Origin of the sequence: Salmonella sp. A29-2, assembly GCF_020150755.1 — a bacterium.
GTDB classification, from domain to species: Bacteria; Pseudomonadota; Gammaproteobacteria; order Enterobacterales; family Enterobacteriaceae; genus Salmonella; species Salmonella enterica.
In genome coordinates this window covers 984,029-1,006,176 of the sequence record NZ_CP083731.1, presented here as the reverse complement: position 1 = coordinate 1,006,176, position 22,148 = coordinate 984,029, and the positions used below count along the sequence as shown (strand labels likewise).

The 22,148-nt window shown below is 52.9% G+C and carries 22 protein-coding genes and 4 pseudogenes; 10 read left to right on the top strand and 16 right to left on the bottom strand.

Going from position 1 to position 22,148, the window contains the following annotated elements; genetic code table 11:
• Positions 1–269: 269 nt before the first annotated feature.
• Positions 270–596 carry a hypothetical protein gene (locus K8W53_RS04870; RefSeq protein WP_000393295.1) on the bottom strand — a complete coding sequence of 109 codons (327 nt, stop codon included), beginning with the start codon at positions 594–596 and terminating at the stop codon, positions 270–272.
• 240 nt (positions 597–836) lie between these two features.
• Here K8W53_RS04870 and K8W53_RS04865 point away from each other — a divergent pair.
• The 3 genes and pseudogenes from K8W53_RS04865 to K8W53_RS04855 all read left to right on the top strand — a co-directional run.
• Positions 837–1,037 (top strand): annotated as a pseudogene (locus K8W53_RS04865) (transposase); the annotation flags it as partial.
• A gap of 270 nt (positions 1,038–1,307) precedes the next feature.
• Positions 1,308–1,598, top strand: coding sequence for a DUF1778 domain-containing protein (locus K8W53_RS04860; protein ID WP_000855694.1), 291 nt, complete (start codon positions 1,308–1,310; stop codon positions 1,596–1,598).
• Positions 1,595–2,122, top strand: a complete 528-nt coding sequence (locus K8W53_RS04855) for a GNAT family N-acetyltransferase (RefSeq protein WP_000971653.1) — start codon at positions 1,595–1,597, stop codon at positions 2,120–2,122. Before K8W53_RS04860 ends, K8W53_RS04855 begins: the two co-directional genes overlap by 4 nt.
• A 72-nt stretch (positions 2,123–2,194) precedes the next feature.
• Here K8W53_RS04855 and K8W53_RS04850 read toward each other — a convergent pair.
• Positions 2,195–2,409 (bottom strand): annotated as a pseudogene (locus K8W53_RS04850) (IS5/IS1182 family transposase); the annotation flags it as partial.
• A 337-nt stretch (positions 2,410–2,746) separates the two neighbouring features.
• Here K8W53_RS04850 and pphB point away from each other — a divergent pair.
• Complete coding sequence (gene pphB / locus K8W53_RS04845; RefSeq protein ID WP_023225036.1) at positions 2,747–3,403, top strand: protein-serine/threonine phosphatase; 657 nt, start codon at positions 2,747–2,749, stop codon at positions 3,401–3,403.
• A gap of 171 nt (positions 3,404–3,574) precedes the next feature.
• Here pphB and K8W53_RS04840 read toward each other — a convergent pair whose 3' ends face one another.
• From K8W53_RS04840 to K8W53_RS04825, 4 genes and pseudogenes are all read right to left on the bottom strand, one after another.
• Positions 3,575–4,069 (bottom strand): hypothetical protein, encoded by a 495-nt coding sequence (locus K8W53_RS04840; protein ID WP_000424946.1) that lies wholly within the window; start codon positions 4,067–4,069, stop codon positions 3,575–3,577.
• Between the two features lie 26 nt (positions 4,070–4,095).
• Positions 4,096–4,764: a hypothetical protein gene (locus tag K8W53_RS04835; protein ID WP_000445914.1), complete on the bottom strand. Its 669-nt coding sequence runs from the start codon at positions 4,762–4,764 to the stop codon at positions 4,096–4,098.
• Positions 4,765–4,920: 156 nt separating this feature from the next.
• Positions 4,921–5,139 (bottom strand): annotated as a pseudogene (locus K8W53_RS04830) (hypothetical protein); the annotation flags it as partial.
• A gap of 210 nt (positions 5,140–5,349) precedes the next feature.
• A pseudogene (locus tag K8W53_RS04825) lies at positions 5,350–5,748 on the bottom strand (cytoplasmic protein); the annotation flags it as partial.
• A 158-nt stretch (positions 5,749–5,906) separates the two neighbouring features.
• Between K8W53_RS04825 and mutS the strand changes: the two are divergent.
• A complete protein-coding gene (gene mutS / locus K8W53_RS04820) occupies positions 5,907–8,474 on the top strand; it encodes a DNA mismatch repair protein MutS (protein ID WP_023181887.1) in 2,568 nt (855 codons plus the stop codon).
• A gap of 55 nt (positions 8,475–8,529) precedes the next feature.
• Here the strand turns inward: mutS and K8W53_RS04815 are convergent, their stop codons facing one another.
• Both K8W53_RS04815 and K8W53_RS04810 read right to left on the bottom strand, forming a co-directional pair.
• Positions 8,530–8,910 carry a DUF4440 domain-containing protein gene (locus K8W53_RS04815; RefSeq protein WP_001528034.1) on the bottom strand — a complete coding sequence of 127 codons (381 nt, stop codon included), beginning with the start codon at positions 8,908–8,910 and terminating at the stop codon, positions 8,530–8,532.
• Positions 8,907–10,115 (bottom strand): MFS transporter, encoded by a 1,209-nt coding sequence (locus tag K8W53_RS04810; protein WP_001528048.1) that lies wholly within the window; start codon positions 10,113–10,115, stop codon positions 8,907–8,909. The genes K8W53_RS04815 and K8W53_RS04810 overlap by 4 nt, the downstream gene beginning before the upstream one ends.
• 87 nt (positions 10,116–10,202) lie before the next feature.
• Between K8W53_RS04810 and K8W53_RS04805 the strand changes: the two genes are divergently transcribed.
• Positions 10,203–11,135: a LysR family transcriptional regulator gene (locus K8W53_RS04805; RefSeq protein ID WP_072103492.1), complete on the top strand. Its 933-nt coding sequence runs from the start codon at positions 10,203–10,205 to the stop codon at positions 11,133–11,135.
• 41 nt (positions 11,136–11,176) lie between these two features.
• Here K8W53_RS04805 and K8W53_RS04800 read toward each other — a convergent pair whose 3' ends face one another.
• The 6 genes from K8W53_RS04800 to ltnD are packed head-to-tail and all read right to left on the bottom strand — an operon-like array spanning position 11,177 to position 17,255.
• Positions 11,177–12,673, bottom strand: a complete 1,497-nt coding sequence (locus K8W53_RS04800) for a GntP family permease (RefSeq protein ID WP_000202725.1) — start codon at positions 12,671–12,673, stop codon at positions 11,177–11,179.
• Complete coding sequence (gene denD, locus K8W53_RS04795) at positions 12,670–13,620, bottom strand: D-erythronate dehydrogenase (RefSeq protein WP_023225032.1); 951 nt, start codon at positions 13,618–13,620, stop codon at positions 12,670–12,672. The genes K8W53_RS04800 and denD overlap by 4 nt, the downstream gene beginning before the upstream one ends.
• A gap of 39 nt (positions 13,621–13,659) precedes the next feature.
• The gene (locus K8W53_RS04790; RefSeq protein WP_023225031.1) at positions 13,660–14,436 is read right to left on the bottom strand and encodes an HPr family phosphocarrier protein; all 777 of its coding nucleotides are present in this window, start codon (positions 14,434–14,436) and stop codon (positions 13,660–13,662) included.
• Positions 14,437–14,440: 4 nt separating this feature from the next.
• Positions 14,441–15,079, bottom strand: a complete 639-nt coding sequence (locus K8W53_RS04785) for an aldolase (RefSeq protein ID WP_000153636.1) — start codon at positions 15,077–15,079, stop codon at positions 14,441–14,443.
• Positions 15,076–16,338, bottom strand: coding sequence for a 3-oxo-tetronate kinase (gene otnK / locus K8W53_RS04780; protein ID WP_023225030.1), 1,263 nt, complete (start codon positions 16,336–16,338; stop codon positions 15,076–15,078). The genes K8W53_RS04785 and otnK overlap by 4 nt, the downstream gene beginning before the upstream one ends.
• Positions 16,332–17,255, bottom strand: a complete 924-nt coding sequence (gene ltnD, locus K8W53_RS04775; RefSeq protein ID WP_000206958.1) for an L-threonate dehydrogenase — start codon at positions 17,253–17,255, stop codon at positions 16,332–16,334. Before ltnD ends, otnK begins: the two co-directional genes overlap by 7 nt.
• Before the next feature lie 196 nt (positions 17,256–17,451).
• Here ltnD and ygbI point away from each other — a divergent pair, with 196 nt between their 5' ends.
• Positions 17,452–18,216 (top strand): DNA-binding transcriptional repressor YgbI, encoded by a 765-nt coding sequence (ygbI, locus tag K8W53_RS04770; protein WP_023205394.1) that lies wholly within the window; start codon positions 17,452–17,454, stop codon positions 18,214–18,216.
• Between the two features lie 18 nt (positions 18,217–18,234).
• Here ygbI and K8W53_RS04765 read toward each other — a convergent pair whose 3' ends face one another.
• On the bottom strand, positions 18,235–18,639 hold the full coding sequence (locus K8W53_RS04765; protein ID WP_000423338.1) for a MarR family winged helix-turn-helix transcriptional regulator: 405 nt from the start codon (positions 18,637–18,639) through the stop codon (positions 18,235–18,237).
• A 170-nt stretch (positions 18,640–18,809) separates the two neighbouring features.
• Between K8W53_RS04765 and K8W53_RS04760 the strand changes: the two genes are divergently transcribed.
• The 3 genes from K8W53_RS04760 to K8W53_RS04750 are packed head-to-tail and all read left to right on the top strand — an operon-like array spanning position 18,810 to position 21,077.
• A complete protein-coding gene (locus tag K8W53_RS04760; protein ID WP_001237180.1) occupies positions 18,810–19,403 on the top strand; it encodes a non-oxidative hydroxyarylic acid decarboxylases subunit B in 594 nt (197 codons plus the stop codon).
• Positions 19,403–20,830, top strand: coding sequence for a non-oxidative hydroxyarylic acid decarboxylases subunit C (locus K8W53_RS04755; RefSeq protein WP_000863168.1), 1,428 nt, complete (start codon positions 19,403–19,405; stop codon positions 20,828–20,830). The genes K8W53_RS04760 and K8W53_RS04755 overlap by 1 nt, the downstream gene beginning before the upstream one ends.
• A gap of 10 nt (positions 20,831–20,840) precedes the next feature.
• Positions 20,841–21,077: a non-oxidative hydroxyarylic acid decarboxylases subunit D gene (locus tag K8W53_RS04750; RefSeq protein ID WP_000562964.1), complete on the top strand. Its 237-nt coding sequence runs from the start codon at positions 20,841–20,843 to the stop codon at positions 21,075–21,077.
• Between the two features lie 44 nt (positions 21,078–21,121).
• On the opposite strand, the gene rpoS is transcribed toward K8W53_RS04750, so the two are convergent.
• The gene (gene rpoS, locus K8W53_RS04745; RefSeq protein ID WP_000081498.1) at positions 21,122–22,114 is read right to left on the bottom strand and encodes an RNA polymerase sigma factor RpoS; all 993 of its coding nucleotides are present in this window, start codon (positions 22,112–22,114) and stop codon (positions 21,122–21,124) included.
• Between the last annotated feature and the right edge of the window lie 34 nt (positions 22,115–22,148).

The following is a 22,148-nucleotide window of genomic DNA, read 5'->3' as shown; positions in this document are numbered from 1 at the left end:
AAAATATGTCGAATTAATCAGGAGTTAATTACTATGAATTTTGTTAATCGGTTAAAATTAAAAGTAGTAAATTTCATATGCTTTTCAAATTAAAATAATTTGTTGTATCTACCTTTCGATCACCAGTAACTTTGACGCCATCAGTTTTAAATTGACCATTTTGTTCTGATGGTATATCGCGAGTAGATATTTCTGAAGTGCTTGACTATTCACTCTTTTTTAGCCTGCATGTATGGTGGCGACGATGCTGTTACATAGGTACCGGTATATTACCAAATTGATTCTGCCAGATATCCCGCCTCACGTAGAGCATTCATAATTTTATTCGCTAATTCATACTGATATTCATACGAGGTATTCTCCATGGAAAATACCGTTAATTCATATTTATAATACAGCCAACCATCATTCTCATTTATCAACTTAGGATTACAGTCATAATTTCTTTCTATTGTAATCATTGTATTTTCGTATCTTAAATATAATGAATTCACTTTTATTATGTCTGGAATCCCTTGGGATAAAAAATCAATTAACTCATATTTATCCAGATCAGACTCAACAACGATTGTGAACTCAGCGTTAACTTCTTCCATTATGGAACCTCAATATATGGGCCTCTATTAAACGGTGATGATCCTTTCATTACCGATATCTGTATTTTTGTTACATCATCCGGATGAAAATGTAGGATATACATCCTCCCGTATGCCACCTTCATCACCAGGGCCTAATGCACGCCGTTGGGCCTTTGTTGATTTTTAACCATCTGATCTTACTCAGCAATAGTGGACACGCAACTAAGTGAGTAAACGCTCAAGCAAGAGGTGACTCACATGACAAAACCAGCATCAACCACCAAAAAGCCACGCAAGCAGCACACGCCTGAATTTCGTCAGGAAGCCCTGAAACTGGCGGAACGCATTAGGGTGCCCGCTGCCGCCCGTGAGCTTAACCTGTATAAATCACAGCTCTACAGCTGGCGAAGCAAACAGCAAACTCAGCTTTCTTCTTCTGAACGTGAGCAGGAGATGTCCGCCGCTTAGGGTTGTGTCCATACTACGCGGGTAGGATCAATCAAGCAGTTACGGTAAAAAAAGAGAATCATGAATATATTTAGCAAACTCCCTGATGATACGTAATCAGTGAGATTAAAATAATGCAATCGCGATAAACCGAAGTTAATCCCCTGTTTAAAGACAGTGAACGACCTTCTTGCCATGTCTGGACTATATCAGCCTCATCTGTACGCCTTGAAAGCGTACAGATATGAATTATAATTGTACATATTGTTCATAAACAGGAGGATGAAAACCATGCCTCAGATAGCTATAGAATCTAACGAAAGGCTGTCGTTACGTGTATCGACGGATGCCAAAAAGTTGATAGTCCGCGCTGCGGCAATCCAGCAAACCAACCTGACGGATTTTGTGGTCAGTAACGTACTACCTGTCGCACAGAAGATTGTTGATGCCGCCGAACGGGTATATCTGACGGAGCGTGATACTCAAATGATCATGGAAATTTTAGATAACCCGCCAGCGCCGAATGAAAAGCTTCTTGCTGCTGCTTTCGCCCTGCCGGACATGAAGAAATGATGTTTACAGACTGGCATGAGGCCGCGATAGGGAAAACCCACAATCGAATGAATTTTGATTGTGGGGATGCCGATCTGAACCAATTCCTGCAACGCCATGCACGACAAAATCATGAGAAAGGGACAACGAAAACCTATGTTGCGCTTGATAATTCGGATGTTACACGTATCCATGGATTTTACTCAGTCAGTCCTGCATCACTGATATATGCACAGGTTCCCGGCGCAATCAGCAAAGGATTAGGGAGACACGATGTGCCAGTGTTTCGTCTGGGTCGTTTAGCCGTAGACAAATCTATGCAGGGGCAAGGGCTGGGAGCACAACTTTTGTTATCTGCCGGAAAGCGTTGCATACAGGCGGCTTTGCAGGTCGGTGGCGTAGCCCTGCTTATTGATGCCAAAAATAAACAGGTCTGCGACTGGTACAAAGGATTTGGCGCAGTACCATTAAACGATCAACCCCTTTCCTTGTTGCTGTCGTTTAAAACGCTTTATGCGGCTTTATCTGCATCTGGTAGGTTATGACAACATGAGGCTTTGTTGAATAATTCAGAATCGGCCAACGATAAGGATACAGGACTCCCACCGGAGCACTCGTTATACGAGCCTGACGCTGGTCGGCATTGCCAACAACGTCATCCTGTTCAGCGCTTTGGCCATCGCCATCGCTTCACCCACCTGCGCGTCATAGTTCCGCAGGCTCAGATGACCGCCCAGCAAGGTTTTAATACGGAACATCGCTGTTTCCACTACTGAACGACGGTGATAGCCCACTTTCTTTTCCAAACCTCATTGCTGCCGCTCCGATGTTGATTTTAAACTTTTGCTTTGCCATGGGAACCCGATGCTGAAACGACAGTAACGATCAGATCCGCCAATCTCTTTATTCAACAAAGCCCCTTCGGGATAGAGCTTCCGTTGAGCGGGAAAGTATGCCTTTGCAATTAATCAGTAAGGTGTTGCGCGAGAAATCGTGCATCTTTCAAGCACATCGTCTACTTTAATTAACCGATTCATAAAATATATATTCTCTGTTCATTTCTAGCTTGTAGGCTATTTTAATAACTGTGTATTTTAAACAATAAAAATTAATATTACCCTACTTTTTTGTTATAATACCAGACTCCAAAATTGTGCTATAGGAACATCATGGAATTAATCCGTTATGCTGACATCAACAGCGATCTCTATCGCCACATTTGGGTCGTTGGTGATATTCATGGATGTTACTCCTTATTGTTAACCAGACTGGCTCAATTACATTTCTCTGCTGATACCGATCTCTTGATCTCCACTGGAGATAACATTGATCGAGGAAAAGAAAACCTTGAAACACTGAGACTGTTAAATACCTCATGGTTTATTTCTGTAGTGGGTAATCATGAAGCTATGGCGCTTGACGCTTTTGAAACACAGGATGGCAATTTCTGGTATGTAAACGGTGGTTACTGGTACGACTCGGTCACCGAAAAAGACAGGCAAGAAGCCACTGAACTATTACTAACTTTTAAGCAGCGTCCTCACATCATAGAGGTTGAAACGTCCTCAAAGAAGTACGTGATTGCCCATGCCGATTATCCAGATGACAGCTACGATTATGGGAAGCAAGTTGATATTGATGGCGTTCTATGGTCACGCGATCGTCTGCTTGGTTCGTTACAGGGGAATATCCATCCAATACGCGGTGCGGATACTTTTATCTTCGGCCATATGATTGTTGACTACACAACAACATTCGCCAATCAAATCTACATTGACACAGGTTCTTTCTGTTCAGGCAATCTGTCTTTTTTTAAAATAAAGTAATCTGGAAATAGAATTATATAATATCAACCCTCCCTGCATTATGGGCAATGATATAGCCTTCAATAAGTACCATTGCCCATTCGTAATAGCGTCTAAATTTCGCGTTTTTCTGCCCATTTCAGCATTAAGATCGCAGGCCAAAAAAACGAAGCCGTAATCCGACGCAGGTAGTTACTCGATCGCCTGAGACGAGTAAAGATCGCACAGCTCCAGATACCTATCGGAAGAAAGCGCAATAACCGTGGTGGCGAAATGGATCGGCTTGCCTTCATGCAACACAATCTTAATACCGGCGGCGGCCGGGATGAAGTTAATGCTCTGTGAATGCCAGGTGTTTTCGGCGATATTTGTCCAGGCCGCGAATTTGCCATTACAGAAGCGAATACCTTCACGACTGATGGTGACTGCCGGCTTTGCCGCGCTTAAAAATGAGCGAGCCAGGCGCACAATAAATAACAGACTGCCGCAACAAATAAGTCCCATAAAGACAGCACCGCCAGTTTTGGGCTCCTCGGGATCGGTGGCCATACTCACCGCCAGCGCAATAAAAACTCCCATCATACAAATCCAGAACACAATACCAACCAACGTTTTAGATCTGGAATAATAGATATTGAACTCCACAGGCATGTTTTGCTGGCTGGTTTTTGATACGTACAGTTCCATTGATTCATCCTTGTATAAAAATGTCGTCAGGCGGGTAAACGCTGGGAAAGAAAGTTGAGCAGCAGCGGCTCATTGACGATAGTGGAGCGGTCGATTTTGCAGATCCGGCCCGTAGCGGTGCTAATCATCAGATAGCTCATTGAACTGCCAGCACCCTCCTCGCGCTGGGTGCGAATACTGGCGATCTGCGCATACGGCACCGCCCGGTTTTTGTGTTCAAGCCGATCCGCCAGCGCGGTCACTTTGCCGAATTTAAGACGTCCATCGGCGGCGAGGCGCGCCCCCAGCGCAGAACCGTGTCGCCGGACAAGTTCAGCAGCCAGTCGGTCGTAAATTCCGTTGCCATCGTTCCAGAAATCAAGGTAGATGACGTACTTCTTGCCGCCACTGTGGCGCAAGATGAGTTTGTCGGATTGGTGGAGCAGACGCATTGATTCAAGCGCATCGTAATGGATAACACGATGCCCGGCCTGCAACGCGGTTTCGGTTAACGTCATCCTGCGTGGCGTAAACAGAAACAGAACTGTGACGCTGAATTTCCAGATGATAAACAACAGGCCCACCAGTAGCGATATACCGGAAAGCCGATAATTCACGGTGGCTGTTGCTATGCTGAGAATAAAAAAACCGATCCCGATAGCAAACCATTTCAGCTCCGAAAGCGAAAGATGCCGGGTGTATTGACGACTTTCCATGATGGTATGGTATCCCTGATTTTACTGTCGGCGTATTACGTCAGGTTGAGTAAGGAAGCTATATCCGTTATGTTTTAGGTTATATACACTTCATCCTTCAGGCTGCCGGAGCAACTATTGTACGCTCCCGGAGATTAATGAGAGACATCCTGCCTCTCACCGAAGACCAACCACAAGCCTATACACCATTCGGTGTAAATGCCTTTCTCGGAAGTGAACGTCCAGGCGGCTACCGAACCCGAGCGTGATAATAAAGCGACTCGTTGTCATGAGCCAGTCCCTTAGCGACATTGTCCATTTTCGGATGTCGGCCTGAATTGCCAGTCACACAACCTTTTTCACTGACTCGTCCGTCGGAAACACCGTACGCTTTTGATAGCATGTTGGTTATCTATGCCGGAAATGCGGGTCTGGTTTTTCTTCAGCAGACGATCGAACGGGCTGAGATCTTCAGGTATTTTGAGATTTTGGCCAGTGCATTAGCCAGAGCTTGCAACTGTTTTTCGTCCATAAAGCAACCAGCTTTTGATGTTGAATCGAACATATCAAAATCAGGCAATTACACAATTTTAATTACAGTCTCATTTTGAGTTTGGAAGCATCCGCTCCCCTCTTAATTTTGTTGGGATTTCTCTTTGTTGCGAGCATGGTCTGAACTAATTGCCTGGCTACTTGCCTTGTTTCGTCAATATTTGGAAAATCGAACACATTTCCAACTTTTACTTTCAAGACAGAACTTGGCTTCCTACCCTCACTGACATTACGATCTGACGAGGCTACTCTTCGCTGGATTACGTAGGTTTTTTTCGTCAAACTGGCTTTTACCCCGAAACCAGCAGGAGCTTCTCTGTGGTCATCGAAAACAATGTAGAGTTTTTGAGCTGGGTTAGCTTCGAAAACGATTTTTCCAGAGCGACTGAGTGCAGGCTTAACATTGATACTTAACTTGTTGATAATGAAAGGCTGGCTGAGAGTTGTTTTCAAAGTATCACCCCTGTTGTAGTCCAGGAATGATGAGAATGTAACCTGTCACATTTTAGGCTACAGGTGAGCTACAAATTTATGAGTTTATGTGAGTTTATAAGGGTTTTACCCGGGGCCACATGAGCACTTGAAAGAATAAAAAAACGAGTAAAATCAATATGAATGAGTCATTTGATAAGGACTTCTCCAACCACACCCCGATGATGCAGCAGTATCTCAAGCTGAAAGCCCAGCATCCGGAGATCCTGCTCTTTTATCGTATGGGAGACTTTTACGAGCTGTTTTATGACGACGCAAAGCGTGCGTCGCAGTTGCTCGATATTTCGCTGACCAAACGCGGCGCATCGGCTGGCGAACCTATCCCTATGGCGGGTATCCCGCACCACGCCGTAGAAAACTACCTCGCGAAACTGGTCAATCAGGGCGAATCCGTCGCTATTTGCGAACAGATTGGCGATCCGGCCACCAGCAAAGGTCCCGTTGAACGTAAGGTCGTGCGTATCGTTACGCCTGGCACCATCAGCGATGAAGCCCTGTTACAGGAGCGTCAGGATAACCTGCTGGCGGCTATCTGGCAGGATGGTAAAGGCTACGGTTACGCCACGCTGGATATCAGCTCCGGGCGCTTTCGTCTGAGCGAACCCGCCGACCGTGAAACGATGGCCGCAGAGCTGCAGCGCACCAATCCCGCCGAACTGTTGTATGCCGAAGATTTTGCTGAAATGGCGTTAATAGAGGGACGCCGGGGTCTGCGCCGTCGCCCGTTGTGGGAGTTTGAGATTGATACCGCCCGCCAGCAGTTAAATCTGCAATTCGGTACGCGGGATCTGGTCGGTTTCGGCGTCGAAAATGCCTCGCGTGGATTATGTGCGGCAGGCTGCCTGTTACAGTACGTAAAAGATACCCAGCGCACCTCCCTGCCGCATATTCGTTCCATTACGATGGAACGCCAGCAGGACAGCATCATTATGGATGCCGCGACCCGCCGCAATCTGGAAATTACCCAGAACCTGGCCGGCGGTGTCGAAAATACCCTCGCCGCGGTGCTTGACTGTACCGTGACGCCAATGGGTAGCCGAATGCTTAAACGCTGGCTGCATATGCCGGTACGAAATACCGACATATTGCGTGAACGCCAGCAGACCATCGGCGCCTTGCAGGACACCGTCAGCGAACTGCAACCGGTGCTGCGTCAGGTCGGCGATCTGGAGCGTATCCTTGCGCGTCTGGCGCTGCGCACCGCGCGTCCGCGCGATCTCGCCCGAATGCGTCACGCCTTTCAGCAACTGCCGGAATTGCACGCTCAGCTTGAAACCGTTGACAGCGCGCCGGTACAGGCGTTGCGTAAAAAAATGGGCGATTTCGCCGAACTGCGCGACCTCCTGGAACGCGCCATTATTGACGCGCCGCCGGTACTGGTCCGCGACGGCGGCGTTATTGCGCCCGGCTACCATGAAGAGCTGGACGAATGGCGCGCGCTGGCGGACGGCGCCACCGATTATCTCGAGCGTCTGGAAATTCGCGAACGCGAGCGTACCGGGCTGGATACGCTGAAAGTCGGCTATAACGCGGTACATGGTTATTACATTCAGATTAGCCGTGGTCAAAGCCATCTGGCGCCCATCAATTATGTGCGTCGCCAGACGCTGAAAAATGCCGAACGCTACATTATTCCTGAGCTTAAAGAGTACGAAGATAAGGTTCTGACCTCGAAAGGCAAAGCGCTGGCGCTGGAAAAACAGCTATATGACGAATTGTTTGATCTGCTGTTGCCGCATCTGGCCGATTTACAGCAGAGCGCCAACGCGCTGGCGGAGCTGGATGTGCTGGTTAACCTGGCCGAACGCGCCTGGACGCTGAATTACACCTGCCCAACATTTACCGATAAACCCGGTATCCGTATTACCGAAGGTCGCCACCCGGTGGTTGAACAGGTACTGAATGAGCCGTTTATCGCTAACCCGCTCAATCTGTCGCCGCAGCGCCGGATGTTGATCATTACCGGCCCCAATATGGGCGGTAAAAGTACCTATATGCGACAAACGGCATTGATCGCCCTGCTGGCCTATATCGGCAGTTACGTTCCGGCGCAAAACGTGGAAATCGGCCCCATCGACCGTATTTTTACCCGCGTCGGCGCAGCGGACGACCTGGCTTCCGGGCGTTCGACCTTTATGGTGGAGATGACCGAAACCGCGAACATTCTGCATAATGCCACGGAAAACAGTCTGGTATTGATGGATGAAATCGGGCGCGGTACCTCCACGTATGACGGGCTGTCGTTGGCCTGGGCCTGCGCGGAAAATCTCGCGAATAAGATTAAAGCGTTAACGCTGTTCGCTACCCACTACTTCGAGCTGACCCAATTACCGGAGAAAATGGAAGGCGTGGCGAACGTCCACCTGGATGCGCTGGAACACGGCGATACTATCGCGTTTATGCACAGCGTGCAGGACGGCGCGGCAAGTAAGAGCTATGGCCTGGCGGTCGCGGCGCTTGCGGGCGTCCCTAAAGAAGTCATCAAACGCGCGCGCCAAAAACTCCGCGAGCTGGAAAGCATCTCGCCCAATGCGGCGGCAACGCAGGTGGACGGCACGCAAATGTCGTTGCTTGCGGCCCCGGAGGAGACATCGCCTGCCGTTGAAGCGCTGGAGAATCTCGATCCGGACTCCCTGACGCCACGCCAGGCGCTGGAGTGGATCTATCGGCTGAAAAGTCTGGTGTAAACGTGTCGGGCCCGATAGCGGCGCGTTATCGGGCCCACGCGCCGGAACAGGCTTTTCAGGCTGTGACTGTCGTTTCATGTAAATGACGCCAGACTATCCGTCCTCTTTCCCTTTTTAAAATGACAGTCGACCAGCGTACCGTCTCAGCCTGGCCCGGCAGTTGCTGGCGCTCACGATAACGCAGCGCGGCACCTTCCGGCCACTCCGCCACAAGGTCAATGTGCTCAACCACGATAACCAGCCCCGGGCGACACGCGCGCTGCGCCTGGAAAAAAGCGCCCAGCGCCGGATAATCCAGACAAATACCTCCTGGCGTTATCATCGTAAAATCAACAGCAAAACGCGCTATCAACGCCTCCAGGCTACCCACCCCCTTACTAAGCCAGTTCTCAATCGCCGCATGGGCATGAATAATTTCATCTTTATATGGATTCATGATCTTTCCTTTTTCAGGCACAGAAGCGCCTGTCTATTGTTTAGACAGACAGCGTAAATAAGGGGCAGCAGGGTGATACCGGCGGCAGCAATAAAGGTCCAGCGATAAGCAACCTCAAGCGACATAACGCGCTGGAGCGCATTTAACAGCAGCGTCAACAGCGTCGCGCCAAGGAAAAAGCTGAGCTGACGATTAAGATTCCATAGCGCGCTGGCGTCAGGCATGTCCCGGCGAGCAATAGTCAGGAAAGCGCCACTCTGCGCGGTACTGCTGCACAAACTGCCGCCAGCGCCCATTAAGGCGAATATCATCATCAGTACACGGTGCGATGTCGCAGGCGTAACGTTAGTTAAAAGCAGTATCCCTGCGGCCTGAAGAAGACAGCCGACGATAATCAGCGGACGCGGCCCAAGCCGATTGAAGTAACGTGCGGTAAGCATAATGGCGACAAATGAAGCGATCGACCAGGGAAGCATCAGCGACCCCGCCGCCGCAGGCGATAGCTGCGCGACGTTCTGTAGATAAAACATCCCGACCACGCTGATACCAATGAACATACCCGGTACGCACAGATAGACGATCATGGCAAAACGCAGCAGCCTGTCCGTCAACAACGGCAGATGGAGCAATCTTGCTGACGCCATTGTCGTCGACGCGGCGTTCAGCCAACGATAAGCGAGCAATAAAGTGAGAACGGCCACCGGCAGCGTGGCAAAGAATATCCAGCGCCAGCCGCACGTTTCCACCAGCAGCCCGCCAATCGCAGGCGAACATGCCGGCGCCAGTAGCGCCACCATCATGACAACCGATGACACGCCAGCGCGTTCATGCGGTTTAAACTGTTGCCAGGTTAACGCCTGACCAACCGGGATCAATAAGCCACCGCCCGCCCCCTGCACAATACGCCAGAAAACAAGGCTGTGTAATGAATCGGCAAAACCTGCGGCAGCGGCGGCAACGCTAAACAGAATGAGCGAAAATATGATCAGCCGTCGTGCGCCGAGATAACGTGAAAGAAACGCGCTAAACGGAATGATCAGCGTTAATCCTGCGATATAACCATTACTCACCCATGCCAGCGCCGATATGGACGTATGCAGATCCACGGACATCGCAGGAAAAGCCACGCTGGCAATAAACAGATTAATCAGATCAAGAAAGAAGCCGAGCAGGTAAACCACTGCCACTTTACTGCGATACGTCATTATGCATCCTCCGTCAGAGGCGCTAATGTAGCCGTCCGGAGAAAGCCAGATAAGTCCGCGCTTCAACGATATACTGTCAAAATAATTTTGACAGTAAAGGAGCTCGCCATGCTCAATTTGCAGCGTATGTCGCTGTTTATCGCCGTGGTAGATAGCGGCAGCTTCACGGCGGCGGCGGCCGCATCGGGCCAAACAAAAGCGGTAGTGAGTTTTAATATTCGGCAGCTTGAAAAAGAGCTTGGCGTAACGTTACTGCTACGTTCCACCCGACGATTGACGCTCACAGACGCTGGCGTCCTCTTTTACCAAAAAGGCGTGAATTTACTCAATGCCGCGAAAAATTTGCAGGATGAAGTGCGTGCCAGCCATAGTGGGCTGGGCGGCGAGTTACGTATTACCACTACGCCCGAGTTTGGCGAACAGGTGGTCATTCCGGTACTGGCGCAGTTTAGTCAGCGCCATCCCGATCTCCGTATTCGGCATATGTCCTCATCACATCATGCCGATTTAATTGCCGAGCGCTTTGATGTGGCGATTCGGCTTGGCTCGCTGGCCGACTCCCGCTATCGCGCCGCGCTGATATCCCGCTTTACCATTCTGCCGGTCGCCGCGCCGCAGTGGCTCGCCCGCCACCCCGTGTCGTCGCTGGAGTCGTTGGCCCAGGCGGAATGGATTATTCATGAGCGATTACCTACGCCGCTACGGTGGACAGTAACGAATAATCATGGCCAACACTCACGCCTGGAGATAAGCAAAGCTGGCAAAATTTCTGTCGACAGCGCGCGCTCGCTGATGGCCTTCGCTCTCGCAGGAAGCGGCGTCGCATTACTGCCGCAATGGTTAGTCAACACCGCACTGGAGGAGGGAACGTTAATTCACCTGTTACCCGACTATCATTTTCCCCGTCAGGGCATTTATGCCGTTTACCCGGACGCCCGCCATGTATCGACAAAAGTACGCGCATTTATTGATTTTTTACGTTCGCAATGGGATTGCGGGGAGCACGCCCCATCATTGTAGCCAGTCCGGGAGCATTGCGCTCCCGGACGGATAATACCGTCTTAATCCTTAACTACCAGCTTGTCTTTGATCCCCTGCGCCTGCCAACGCACCCACAGCATAATTGCCGCCAGAACGACAATCGGCAGTAACGGATCGAGCCAACTGCCGCCGGAACCGAACAGCAGGTTAATCAGCGCCACGCCGGTGCCGCCAATCGCCCAGGCAATGGTCGTCGGTACAGACCAAACCACCATCTGCTGTTTGACATCAGAGACGCCCATCATGCGGTTAACCACCCAGAACAGGCTATCGTTGAAGTAGCCGAAGAACAGCGACCCCATCGTTGCGGCCTGAGCGGCAAGCAACATATTGATGCCGGGGATCTGCGCCAGGATCGGCGCGGAAATCGAGGCGGCAGTGATCATCGCCACCGTCCCCGATCCCTGAATCAGGCGTACCAACGTCGCCACGATAAACGGGATCAGGATCGGCGAGATCGGCAGGTTGGCAACCTGCTCCGCCAGCTGTTGCCCCGCGCCGCTGTCGCGCAGGATCGCGCCCAACGCGCCGCCAGCGCCCGTGACCAGTAAGATAATCCCGGCGCTTTGCAAGCCCTCTTCCAGACGCTCTGCGGTGGTATGTTTATCCATGCGCGGCACCAGCGTATACACCGCCAGCAGAACGCTGATGGCCAACGCGATCACTGGACTTCCCACAAAGTTGATTGCCTGTACCACCGGATGCGTCGCCAGGCCGGACCATCCTTCTACAGTGGCGAGGGTGGAGCAGATAGCCTTCAGGAAGATCAGCACGATCGGCACCACAATAGGCAGCAGAGAGAGCGTCAGGCTCGGCAGATCCTTTTGCTCTTTCTCTTTATTGTACTGCTCCAGCGCGGCATTGACTTCATCGGCGTTCAGCGTACGCGGCACGAAATCAGGGTAGCGTTTATCCAGCCACTGCGCATAGAACACAATGCCGATCACACAGGGCACCGCCAGCGCCATCCCGGTTAATAACATTGCGCCGATGTCGACGTTAAAAATCCCGGCTACCCCCAGCGGACCGGGCGTCGGAGGTACCGTATGGTGAGTGACCACCAGCCCGCCCGCCAGCGCGACGCCCAGCGTCAGTAGCGAACGTTTACCGCTTTTCGCCAGCGCTTTCGCCACCGGATAAAGAATGACAAAAGCGGAATCGACGAAAATGGGAATGCTGACAATATAACCCGTGATCGCCAGCGCCCACTCTTCACGGCGTTTCCCCAGCCATTTGATAAAGCTCCAGGCGATACGCTCCGCCGCGCCGGAAACCTCCAGCAAGCGCCCCATCATTACGCCAAGACCAATCACCAGGCCAATGCTGCCCAGCGTCGTACCGAATCCGCTGGTGATGACAGAGAGCGTTTTATCAATGCCCATTCCCCCCAACAGACCGGCGATACAGGCCGCCGCCAGCATCGCGATCAGCGCATGAACACGGGTGCGTAACACCAGCCATACCAGCACGAAAACGGCAACGATCAGGCCGATAATTGGGGTCGGTAAACTTGTCATGACCACCCCTCCATATCATCTTGTCGAAAGCGTTCGATAATGTCATCGAAGCGTTTATCGGCGACAAAACCTAACGCCAGCGCACGCTGGTTATCGATACGTCCCGGCCAGGAGGCGACAATTTTCTCGACGCCTTCATCGCGCTGATGCGTAACCCGATCGCGCGCCGCCTGACCGCCCGCCTGACGCAACGTTTCCAGCATCTCGCCCACGGTTACGCTGATCCCGGGTAAGTTGATGCTGCTCGCCTCGCCAGGCGCGGGTAACGTTGCGGCCAGCGACAGGTTATGGATCACCGTCGCCGGGCTGGAAATCCACAGCCGCAAACTTTCAGACACCGGGCAGATGGTCGTCTCGCCCTGCAACGGTTCACGAATAATCGCGCTGACAAAAGAAGAAGCGGCGCGGTTTGGTTTACCCGGGCGAACACAGACCGTCGGCAAACGCAGCGCCAGCCCATCCACATAGCCTTTGCGGGTATAATCGTTGACCAACAGTTCACAGGCGGCCTTCTGCGCGCCATAAGACGAGCGCGGCGTGAGCGCGGTGGTATCGGTGACGCATTCCGGCAGCGTACCGCCATAAACGGCAAGCGAGCTGGAGAAGACAAAACGAATTTTCTGCGGTTGCCGACGACACGCCTCAAGTAACTGGCGGGTAAGATCCAGGTTAACTTTCCATCCCAGATCGAAATCGTCTTCCGCATGGCTGCTGACAATCGCAGCGAGATGATAAACAACAGAGGTATTAGCGGTAATCACATTCTCCAGCACGCCCGGCTGGGTTAAGTCAGCCTCCAGACAGCGTAAACGAGGGGAATCTGATAACCGTGCAGGCATTTTTAAATCAACAAGAAGCAGTTCGTTAAACGCCAGCGATGAGTTTAATAAGGCGCTTGCGAGTTTCTGGCCTAAAAAGCCGCCCCCGCCGGTAATGATAATCTGCATCCGGATGTCCTCTTTATTGTTGTGTAGGGTAGTTCAGGGTTAGCGCCAGGCGTTAAACCAGCCAAGCCCGTCCTGAGTGGTATTCCGTGGTTGGTATTCGCAGCCTATCCAGCCGCGATAACCTACGTCATCGAACAGCCGGAACAGCCACGGGTAGTTGATCTCGCCATCATCCGGTTCATGTCTGTCCGGTAGCGAGGCGATTTGTACATGGGCATAGCGGCCCGCGTACTCGCGAATCAGGTGACTCAAATTGCCATCCACTTTTTGCGCATGGAAAGTGTCGAGCTGGATGAACACATTCGGGCGGTCAACCTCTTCTGCGATGCCCAGCGCCTGATATTGGCTGGAAAAGAGGTAGCCGGGTTTAACGCCAGGACTCAGCGCTTCGATCAAAATACGTTTATCGTGGGCGGCAAACCGGTCGGCGGCATAACGCAAATTATCGATAAACGTGGCGCGATAACGTGCGCCATCAGAGCCATCCGGCACGACGCCCGCCATGATGTGAACCTGCTCGCATTCCAGCGCCAGAGCGTATTCCAGAGCCAGATCGATATCGGCGCGCGCGTCGTGTTCGCGCCCCGGTAGCGCGGCACGTCCCCACTCGCCCGCCGCGGTATCGCCCGCCGAAGTATTAAACAGCGCCAGCGTCAGATCATGACGCGATAGCTTGGCTTTAATCTCGCTGGCGGCAAAGCCGTAGGGGAACAGAAACTCAACGGCCTGAAAACCGGCTTCGGCAGCAGCGGCAAAACGCTCGATAAACGGCACTTCGGTAAACATCATCGACAAATTGGCGGCAAAACGCGGCATCGGGTTATCTCCTTAACTGCGCAATTTCTTCGGTGGTTAAATAACGAATCGGGCGTTCGCCAAGGATAAAAATCAGCTTTGCCGTCTCTTCCAGCTCCTCGGTATTATTAGCGGCTTCCTGCAAATTCTCCCCGCACACGACCGGCCCATGATTAGCCAGTAAAAAGGCCTGATGCCGGGCCGCCAGCGCTGCCAAATCGCGGGCAATTCGGTCATCCCCCGGGCGATAGTAGGGAACCAGCGGAATGTCCCCCATCCGCATCACCACATAGGGGGTAAACGGGCGAATCACATTTTGCGGGTCCAGTCCTTCGAGACAGGAAAGCGCCGTTGACCAGGTGCTGTGCAGATGTACCACGGCCTTGCAGCAAGGGTTATTGCGATACAACGCCAGATGAAAACGCACCTCTTTAGACGGTTTATCGCCGCTGAGCCATTCGCCTTGCGGGTCCACTTTGGATAGCCGCTGCGGGTCGAGATTACCCAGACACGAACCGGTGGGCGTCGCCAGAATATTGCCGTCCGGCAGTAACAGCGAGAGGTTGCCTGCCGAGCCGGTGGCATAGCCGCGCTGGAAAAACGAGGCGGCTATCCTGACCATCTCTTCTCGCAAAGCGTGCTCTTCTTTTGCCAGTATCGTCATACCTGAAACTCCCTTTGAGCGCGGATGAAAAAGGATTCATCGCCAAAATTACCTGACTTTAGCGCCAGCGAGACTGGCGCATGGAGCGCGTTGACCCACGGCACGCCGGGTGAAATGCACGGTCCGATGTGAAAACCGGTAATACCGAGGCTTTGCGTCACCACGCCCGAGGTTTCGCCGCCCGCCACGATAAACCGGGTGATACCGCCTTCCGCTAAGCGAGCGGCCAGCAGGGAAAAGAGCGCCTCTACCGCATGGCTGGCTTCAGTAGCGCCATATTGCTGCTGGATGGCGGCCAGCGCCTGCGTGGAGGCGGTGGCGCTAATCATTGGCGCCAGTTCGCTGTCCTGACTGAGCACCCACTGCGCCAGCGCTTCAGCGTAGGCCTCGCGCGTCTCGGATGACAGGCAGCGCGCCACATCAACATCGCGTGTGGGAGCATGTTGTCGATAGAAGGCCACCTGCTGATTCGTCATTTGCGAACAGGAACCGGAAAGCACCACCGCGCGACCGCTCAGCGGATAGCCTGCGGAACGGGCCTGAGAAACGCCGTGCTTCGCCCACTGACGCGCCAGCCCCATTGCCAGCCCGGAACCGCCGGTCACCAGCGGGGCATCACGCAAAACCTCGCCCTGAATTTCCAGGTGCCGCTCATTGAGCGCGTCAAGTACCGCGTAGCGATATCCTTCCTGCTGTAAACGCAACAGCGCCGCACGGGTCGCGGCAACGCCTTCATCAAGCGTCTGAGCCGGAATAACGCCGCAGCGCCCTTGCGCCTGCGCTTCCATCAGACGCGGCAGGTAGCTGTCGGTCATCGGATTGATAGGGTGGTGGCGCATACCGGACTCCGCCAGCAAGTGGTTCATGACAAACAGATAGCCCTGATAAACCGTGCGTCCGTTAACCGGCAGCGCGGGAGAAATCACGGTAAATGAGGTATCCAGCGCCACCATCAGCGCATCGGTGACCGGGCCGATATTGCCTTCGGCGGTACTATCGAAAGTCGAGCAATATTTGAAATAGACTTGCTGGCAGCCCTGTTTTTTTAGCCATACCAGCGCCGCCAGCGATTGTTTTATCGCCTCTTGCGCCGGGCATGAGCGGGTTTTCAGGCTGATAACCACCGCGTCGCACCCTTCCGGTTGCGTCCCGGTTGGGACATCATTGATCTGCACTGTCGGCATCCCGTTTTCGACCAGAAAACTGGCGATGTCGGTCGCGCCGGTAAAATCGTCGGCAATGACGCCAATTTTTAACATGACGGCTCCTCAGGCGTGACGCCAGGCAGAGTAATCCCTGAGAAAATTTTGATCACAGCGCTGTCATCCTCTTTGCCATAACCGGCGTTACTGGCGCTGGTGAACATATTTAACGCCGTAGAGGCCAGCGGTAAGGGGAAGCGCAGCGCTTTCGCCGTGTCGGCAACCAGCCCCAAATCTTTGACAAAAATGTCGACGGCCGAACGCGGGGTATAGTCGCCGTCAACGACATGCTGCATACGGTTTTCGAACATCCAGGAGTTGCCGGCGGCATGGGTCACGACGTCATACATCACGTCCAGAGGAATACCGGCCCGCGCGGCCAGCGCCATCGCTTCGGCCGCCGCCGCAATATGCACGCCAGCCAGCAGTTGATGAATGATTTTGACGGTTGAACCTGCGCCCGGCGTATCGCTGATGCGATAAACGTTGCTGGCAACGGCGTCCAGCACAGGCTTCAGGCGGGTAAACGCCGCCTCGCTCCCGGAGGCCATCACCGTCATTTCGCCCTGCGCCGCTTTTACCGCGCCGCCGGAAACCGGCGCATCCAGCATGTTAAGATTCAATGCCGTCAACGCCGCGGCGATCTCTTGCGCGTCGGCGCTTGAGATCGTGGACGAAACCATCACCGCGCTTCCGGGTTTCATCAGATGGGCGACGCCATCCTCACCGAATAACACCTGTCTGACCTGGGCGGCATTGACGACCAGAATGACTAACGCATCCACGACGCCGGCGAACTCCCTGGCGCTGGCGGCAGCCCCACAAGCCCCTTCAGCAAGAAGATTCGCGCACGCTTGCGGGTTAAGATCGGCCCCCCATGTGGAAAGCCCGGCGCGCAGGCATGAACGCGCAGCGCCCATTCCCATTGAGCCAAGCCCCACAATGCCGACATGAAAATCGGTTCCTGTTGTCATTATCACTCCATGTTAATTTACGTGATATTATGTTTTGTTATGTGAATATAGGCGTTTTTGTAAACAATTGCGGTGAGTTGTTTCACAAAAAATAACAAAATGTGTTATTTTTTGTGAAGGCAATCCTCATAGAACTTCACACGCTGTGACGAGAAATCGCGTAAAATCGCGACAGGACTAAAGAAAGGAGCAGACGTTGATACCTACTGAGCGTCGACAAATCATTCTTGATATGGTGGCGGAGAAAGGCGTCGTCAGTATCGCTGAACTGACCGAGCGCATGCATGTATCCCACATGACTATCCGCCGTGATTTACAAAAACTGGAGCAGCAAGGCGCGGTAATCCAGGTCTCTGGCGGCGTGCAATCATCGACTCGCGTGGCGCACGAACCCTCGCATCAGATCAAAACCGAACTGGCGACGCCGCAGAAAGCGGCGATTGGCAAACTGGCCGCCAGCCTGGTACAGCCAGAAAGCTGTATCTACCTTGATGCAGGTACTACCACGCTGGCGATTGCCAGGCAGCTGGTTACGATGAATAAACTTACGGTGGTAACGAATGATTTCGTTATCGCCGATTACCTGATGGACAATAGCGATTGCACAATTATTCACACTGGCGGGGCGGTATGCCGGGAAAACCGGTCGTGCGTCGGTGAAGCCGCGGCGACGCTTTTGCGCGGGCTGATGATTGACCAGGCCTTTATTTCCGCCTCATCCTGGAGCGTGCGCGGTATTTCAACGCCGGCAGAAGATAAAGTCACGGTGAAACGGGCCGTCGCCAGCGCCAGCCGCCAAAAAATTCTGGTGTGCGACGCGACCAAATACGGCCAGGTCGCGACGTGGCTGGCGTTACCGCTGGCGGAATTCAACCAAATCGTCACCGATGACGGCCTGCCGGAAAGCGCAATTCGGGCGCTGGCCAAAGTGGATATCTCACTGCTGATGGCCAAACAATAGCAAAGCGGCGCAAGCCGCTTACGTCATCATCTTGCGTACCAGTTGCGTAAACTGTTCGCGTTCTTCAGCGCTCAGTCGCCCCAAAAACTCATCGTCAACGCGATCCCCCAGTGGTATCGCGGCGGCGAGCAACGTTTGGCCCTGAACGGTGAGATAGACAAAACGCCGACGTTTATCCAGCGGATCGTTTTCTCGCTTTACCAGCCCACGATTTTCCATCCGGCTTAACATCTCCGCCAGCGTCGCTTTAGTGCTGACCGCCGCTTCGGTCAGATCGACCTGTTCAATACCCGGATGTTCAGCAATAACGCGCATCACCGCATATTGAGGTTTGGTGAGCTCCGGTAGTTCATGCTGCCAGCGTGCGGTATGTTGCTGAAAAAGTTGGCGTAACAGATGAAACGCGGTGTTTCGTAACTCCATGAGCGCTCCGGATAAATTAACTTTTTCTATCATAACGACTTATGCACGGTTTTTTAATGACGAATGCTTTAGCTAAACGTGCGCAGGCATCGGGAGCGATCTTGTCGCAAAGGCCGTGTGGGCGTATTTTGATCAAAATGTTCGTATACGAACGATATTTGAGGTAAGAAATGAGATTGATTGTGGGGATGACCGGTGCGACCGGCGCGCCGCTTGGCGTCGAGCTACTCCAGGCATTGCGGGCGATACCTGATGTTGAAACGCATCTGGTAATGTCAAAGTGGGCGAAAACCACTATTGAACTGGAGACGCCCTACACGCCCGCTGAGGTAGCCGCCCTGGCAGATTATTGTCATAGCCCGGCCGATCAGGCGGCGACCATTTCCTCCGGCTCATTTCGTACCGACGGCATGATTATTATCCCCTGCAGTATGAAAACACTGGCGGGGGTTCGCGCCGGCTATGCCGAGGGGCTGGTGGGACGCGCTGCCGATGTCGTGTTGAAAGAGGGTCGCAAGCTGGTGCTTGTGCCGCGGGAAATGCCGCTCAGCACGATTCATCTGGAAAACATGCTTGCGCTTTCTCGTATGGGGGTGGCGATAGTGCCGCCCATGCCCGCGTTCTATAACCTGCCGCAAACCGTTGACGATATTATCCAGCACATCGTAGCGCGCGTTCTCGACCAGTTTGGTCTGGAGCATACGCGCGCGCGCCGCTGGCAAGGACTGCGACAGGCAGCAAATTTTTCACAGGAGAATGGATAATGGCATTTGATGATTTGCGCAGTTTTTTACATGCGCTGGATCAGCAGGGACAACTGCTGAAAATCAGCGAGGAAGTGAATGCGGAGCCGGATCTCGCCGCCGCTGCCAACGCAACGGGACGCATCGGCGATGGCGCGCCCGCGCTGTGGTTTGACAATATTCGTGGTTTTACCGACGCCCGCGTGGCGATGAATACCATCGGTTCCTGGCAGAACCATGCCATCTCACTGGGTTTGCCGCCTAACACGCCGGTTAAAAAACAGATCGATGAATTTATTCGCCGCTGGGACAATTTTCCGGTAGCGCCGGAACGACGGGCGAATCCGGGCTGGGCGGAAAATACCGTCGACGGCGACGCGATCAACCTGTTTGATATCCTGCCGCTGTTTCGTCTGAACGACGGCGACGGCGGATTCTATCTGGATAAAGCCTGTGTGGTATCACGCGATCCGCTCGATCCCGATAACTTCGGCAAGCAGAATGTCGGCATCTACCGCATGGAAGTTAAAGGCAAGCGTAAGCTGGGTCTGCAACCAGTGCCGATGCATGATATCGCATTGCACCTGCACAAAGCCGAAGAGCGCGGAGAAGATCTGCCGATTGCGATCACGTTGGGTAACGATCCGATCATTACCCTGATGGGCGCAACGCCGCTGAAATACGATCAGTCAGAGTATGAAATGGCAGGCGCGCTGCGTGAAAGCCCCTATCCTATCGCCACCGCGCCGTTGACCGGTTTTGATGTGCCGTGGGGATCTGAAGTCATTCTTGAAGGGGTCATCGAAAGCCGTAAACGTGAAATTGAAGGACCGTTCGGCGAATTTACGGGCCACTATTCCGGTGGTCGCAACATGACCGTGGTGCGTATCGATAAGGTCTCTTACCGCAGCAAACCCATTTTTGAATCGCTCTATTTGGGTATGCCGTGGACGGAAATCGACTACCTGATGGGGCCGGCGACCTGCGTGCCACTGTATCAACAGCTGAAAGCCGAATTTCCGGAAGTGCAGGCGGTAAACGCCATGTACACCCACGGCCTGCTGGCCATCATCTCGACCAAAAAACGCTACGGCGGCTTTGCCCGCGCGGTGGGCCTGCGAGCGATGACGACGCCGCACGGTCTGGGATATGTGAAGATGGTGATCATGGTCGATGAAGATGTCGATCCATTCAATCTGCCACAGGTGATGTGGGCGTTGTCGTCGAAAGTGAATCCGGCAGGCGATCTGGTACAGCTACCGAATATGTCCGTCCTGGAACTGGATCCGGGCTCAAGCCCGGCGGGGATTACCGACAAGCTGATCATTGACGCCACCACGCCGGTTGCGCCAGATAACCGTGGTCACTATAGCCAGCCGGTTGTTGATTTACCGGAAACTAAAGCCTGGGCTGAAAAGCTGACCGCCATGCTGGCCAACCGTAAATAAGGAGTAACCGATGATTTGTCCACGCTGTGCCGATGCACATATTGAACTCATGGCGACTTCGCCGGTAAAAGGAGTCTGGACGGTATATCAGTGTCAGCATTGTCTGTATACCTGGCGCGATACCGAACCGTTACGCCGTACCAGCCGCGAACACTATCCACAAGCGTTTCGCATGACGCAAAAAGATATTGATGACGCGCCAATGGTGCCGAGTATCCCGCCGTTGCTGGCAGAAGACAAACGGTAAAAAAAAGGCCAGTCTGTCGACTGGCCTTTTTTTGACAAGGGTACTTACTCGCGGAACAGCGCTTCGATATTCAGCCCCTGCGTCTGCAGAATTTCGCGCAGACGGCGCAGGCCTTCAACCTGAATCTGACGAACACGTTCACGCGTAAGACCGATTTCACGGCCTACATCTTCCAGTGTCGCAGCTTCATATCCCAGCAGACCGAAACGGCGCGCCAGCACTTCACGCTGTTTGGCGTTCAGTTCGAACAACCATTTGACGATGCTCTGTTTCATATCGTCATCTTGCGTGGTGTCTTCCGGACCGTTCTCTTTTTCATCGGCCAGGATGTCCAGCAACGCTTTTTCGGAATCACCGCCCAGCGGGGTGTCTACCGAGGTAATGCGCTCGTTGAGACGAAGCATACGGCTGACGTCATCAACCGGTTTATCCAGTTGCTCTGCAATTTCTTCCGCACTCGGTTCGTGGTCCAGTTTATGCGACAACTCACGTGCGGTGCGCAGGTATACGTTCAGCTCTTTAACAATGTGAATCGGCAAGCGAATCGTACGGGTTTGGTTCATAATCGCCCGTTCGATTGTCTGGCGAATCCACCAGGTTGCGTATGTTGAGAAGCGGAACCCGCGTTCCGGGTCAAACTTCTCGACTGCACGGATAAGCCCCAGGTTGCCCTCTTCAATCAGGTCCAGCAACGCCAGTCCACGATTGCCATAACGGCGGGCAATTTTTACCACCAGACGCAGGTTACTCTCAATCATGCGACGGCGAGAAGCGACATCTCCACGCAGTGCGCGACGCGCAAAATAGACTTCTTCTTCGGCTGTTAACAGTGGTGAATACCCAATCTCACCAAGGTAAAGCTGAGTCGCGTCCAACACACGCTGTGTGGCCCCTTGCGATAACAGCTCTTCTTCAGCCAGGTCGTTATCACTGGGTTCCTCTTCACTCAAGGCTTTTTCGTCAAAAGCCTCTACTCCGTTCTCATCAAATTCCGCGTCTTCATTTAAATCATGAACTTTCAGCGTATTCTGACTCATAAGGTGGCTCCTACCCGTGATCCCTTGACGGAAC

What these genes read in the sequence shown, in the direction of transcription:
- K8W53_RS04870 (WP_000393295.1), bottom strand. Translation starts at nt 596, where the DNA reads ATGGAAGAAGTTAACGCTGAGTTCACAATCGTTGTTGAGTCTGATCTG.
- K8W53_RS04860 (WP_000855694.1), top strand. Translation starts at nt 1,308, where the DNA reads ATGAAAACCATGCCTCAGATAGCTATAGAATCTAACGAAAGGCTGTCG.
- K8W53_RS04855 (WP_000971653.1), top strand. Translation starts at nt 1,595, where the DNA reads ATGATGTTTACAGACTGGCATGAGGCCGCGATAGGGAAAACCCACAAT.
- pphB (WP_023225036.1), top strand. Translation starts at nt 2,747, where the DNA reads ATGGAATTAATCCGTTATGCTGACATCAACAGCGATCTCTATCGCCAC.
- K8W53_RS04840 (WP_000424946.1), bottom strand. Translation starts at nt 4,069, where the DNA reads ATGGAACTGTACGTATCAAAAACCAGCCAGCAAAACATGCCTGTGGAG.
- K8W53_RS04835 (WP_000445914.1), bottom strand. Translation starts at nt 4,764, where the DNA reads ATGGAAAGTCGTCAATACACCCGGCATCTTTCGCTTTCGGAGCTGAAA.
- mutS (WP_023181887.1), top strand. Translation starts at nt 5,907, where the DNA reads ATGAATGAGTCATTTGATAAGGACTTCTCCAACCACACCCCGATGATG.
- K8W53_RS04815 (WP_001528034.1), bottom strand. Translation starts at nt 8,910, where the DNA reads ATGAATCCATATAAAGATGAAATTATTCATGCCCATGCGGCGATTGAG.
- K8W53_RS04810 (WP_001528048.1), bottom strand. Translation starts at nt 10,115, where the DNA reads ATGACGTATCGCAGTAAAGTGGCAGTGGTTTACCTGCTCGGCTTCTTT.
- K8W53_RS04800 (WP_000202725.1), bottom strand. Translation starts at nt 12,673, where the DNA reads ATGACAAGTTTACCGACCCCAATTATCGGCCTGATCGTTGCCGTTTTC.
- denD (WP_023225032.1), bottom strand. Translation starts at nt 13,620, where the DNA reads ATGCAGATTATCATTACCGGCGGGGGCGGCTTTTTAGGCCAGAAACTC.
- K8W53_RS04790 (WP_023225031.1), bottom strand. Translation starts at nt 14,436, where the DNA reads ATGCCGCGTTTTGCCGCCAATTTGTCGATGATGTTTACCGAAGTGCCG.
- K8W53_RS04785 (WP_000153636.1), bottom strand. Translation starts at nt 15,079, where the DNA reads ATGACGATACTGGCAAAAGAAGAGCACGCTTTGCGAGAAGAGATGGTC.
- otnK (WP_023225030.1), bottom strand. Translation starts at nt 16,338, where the DNA reads ATGTTAAAAATTGGCGTCATTGCCGACGATTTTACCGGCGCGACCGAC.
- ltnD (WP_000206958.1), bottom strand. Translation starts at nt 17,255, where the DNA reads ATGACAACAGGAACCGATTTTCATGTCGGCATTGTGGGGCTTGGCTCA.
- K8W53_RS04765 (WP_000423338.1), bottom strand. Translation starts at nt 18,639, where the DNA reads ATGGAGTTACGAAACACCGCGTTTCATCTGTTACGCCAACTTTTTCAG.
- K8W53_RS04760 (WP_001237180.1), top strand. Translation starts at nt 18,810, where the DNA reads ATGAGATTGATTGTGGGGATGACCGGTGCGACCGGCGCGCCGCTTGGC.
- K8W53_RS04755 (WP_000863168.1), top strand. Translation starts at nt 19,403, where the DNA reads ATGGCATTTGATGATTTGCGCAGTTTTTTACATGCGCTGGATCAGCAG.
- K8W53_RS04750 (WP_000562964.1), top strand. Translation starts at nt 20,841, where the DNA reads ATGATTTGTCCACGCTGTGCCGATGCACATATTGAACTCATGGCGACT.
- rpoS (WP_000081498.1), bottom strand. Translation starts at nt 22,114, where the DNA reads ATGAGTCAGAATACGCTGAAAGTTCATGATTTAAATGAAGACGCGGAA.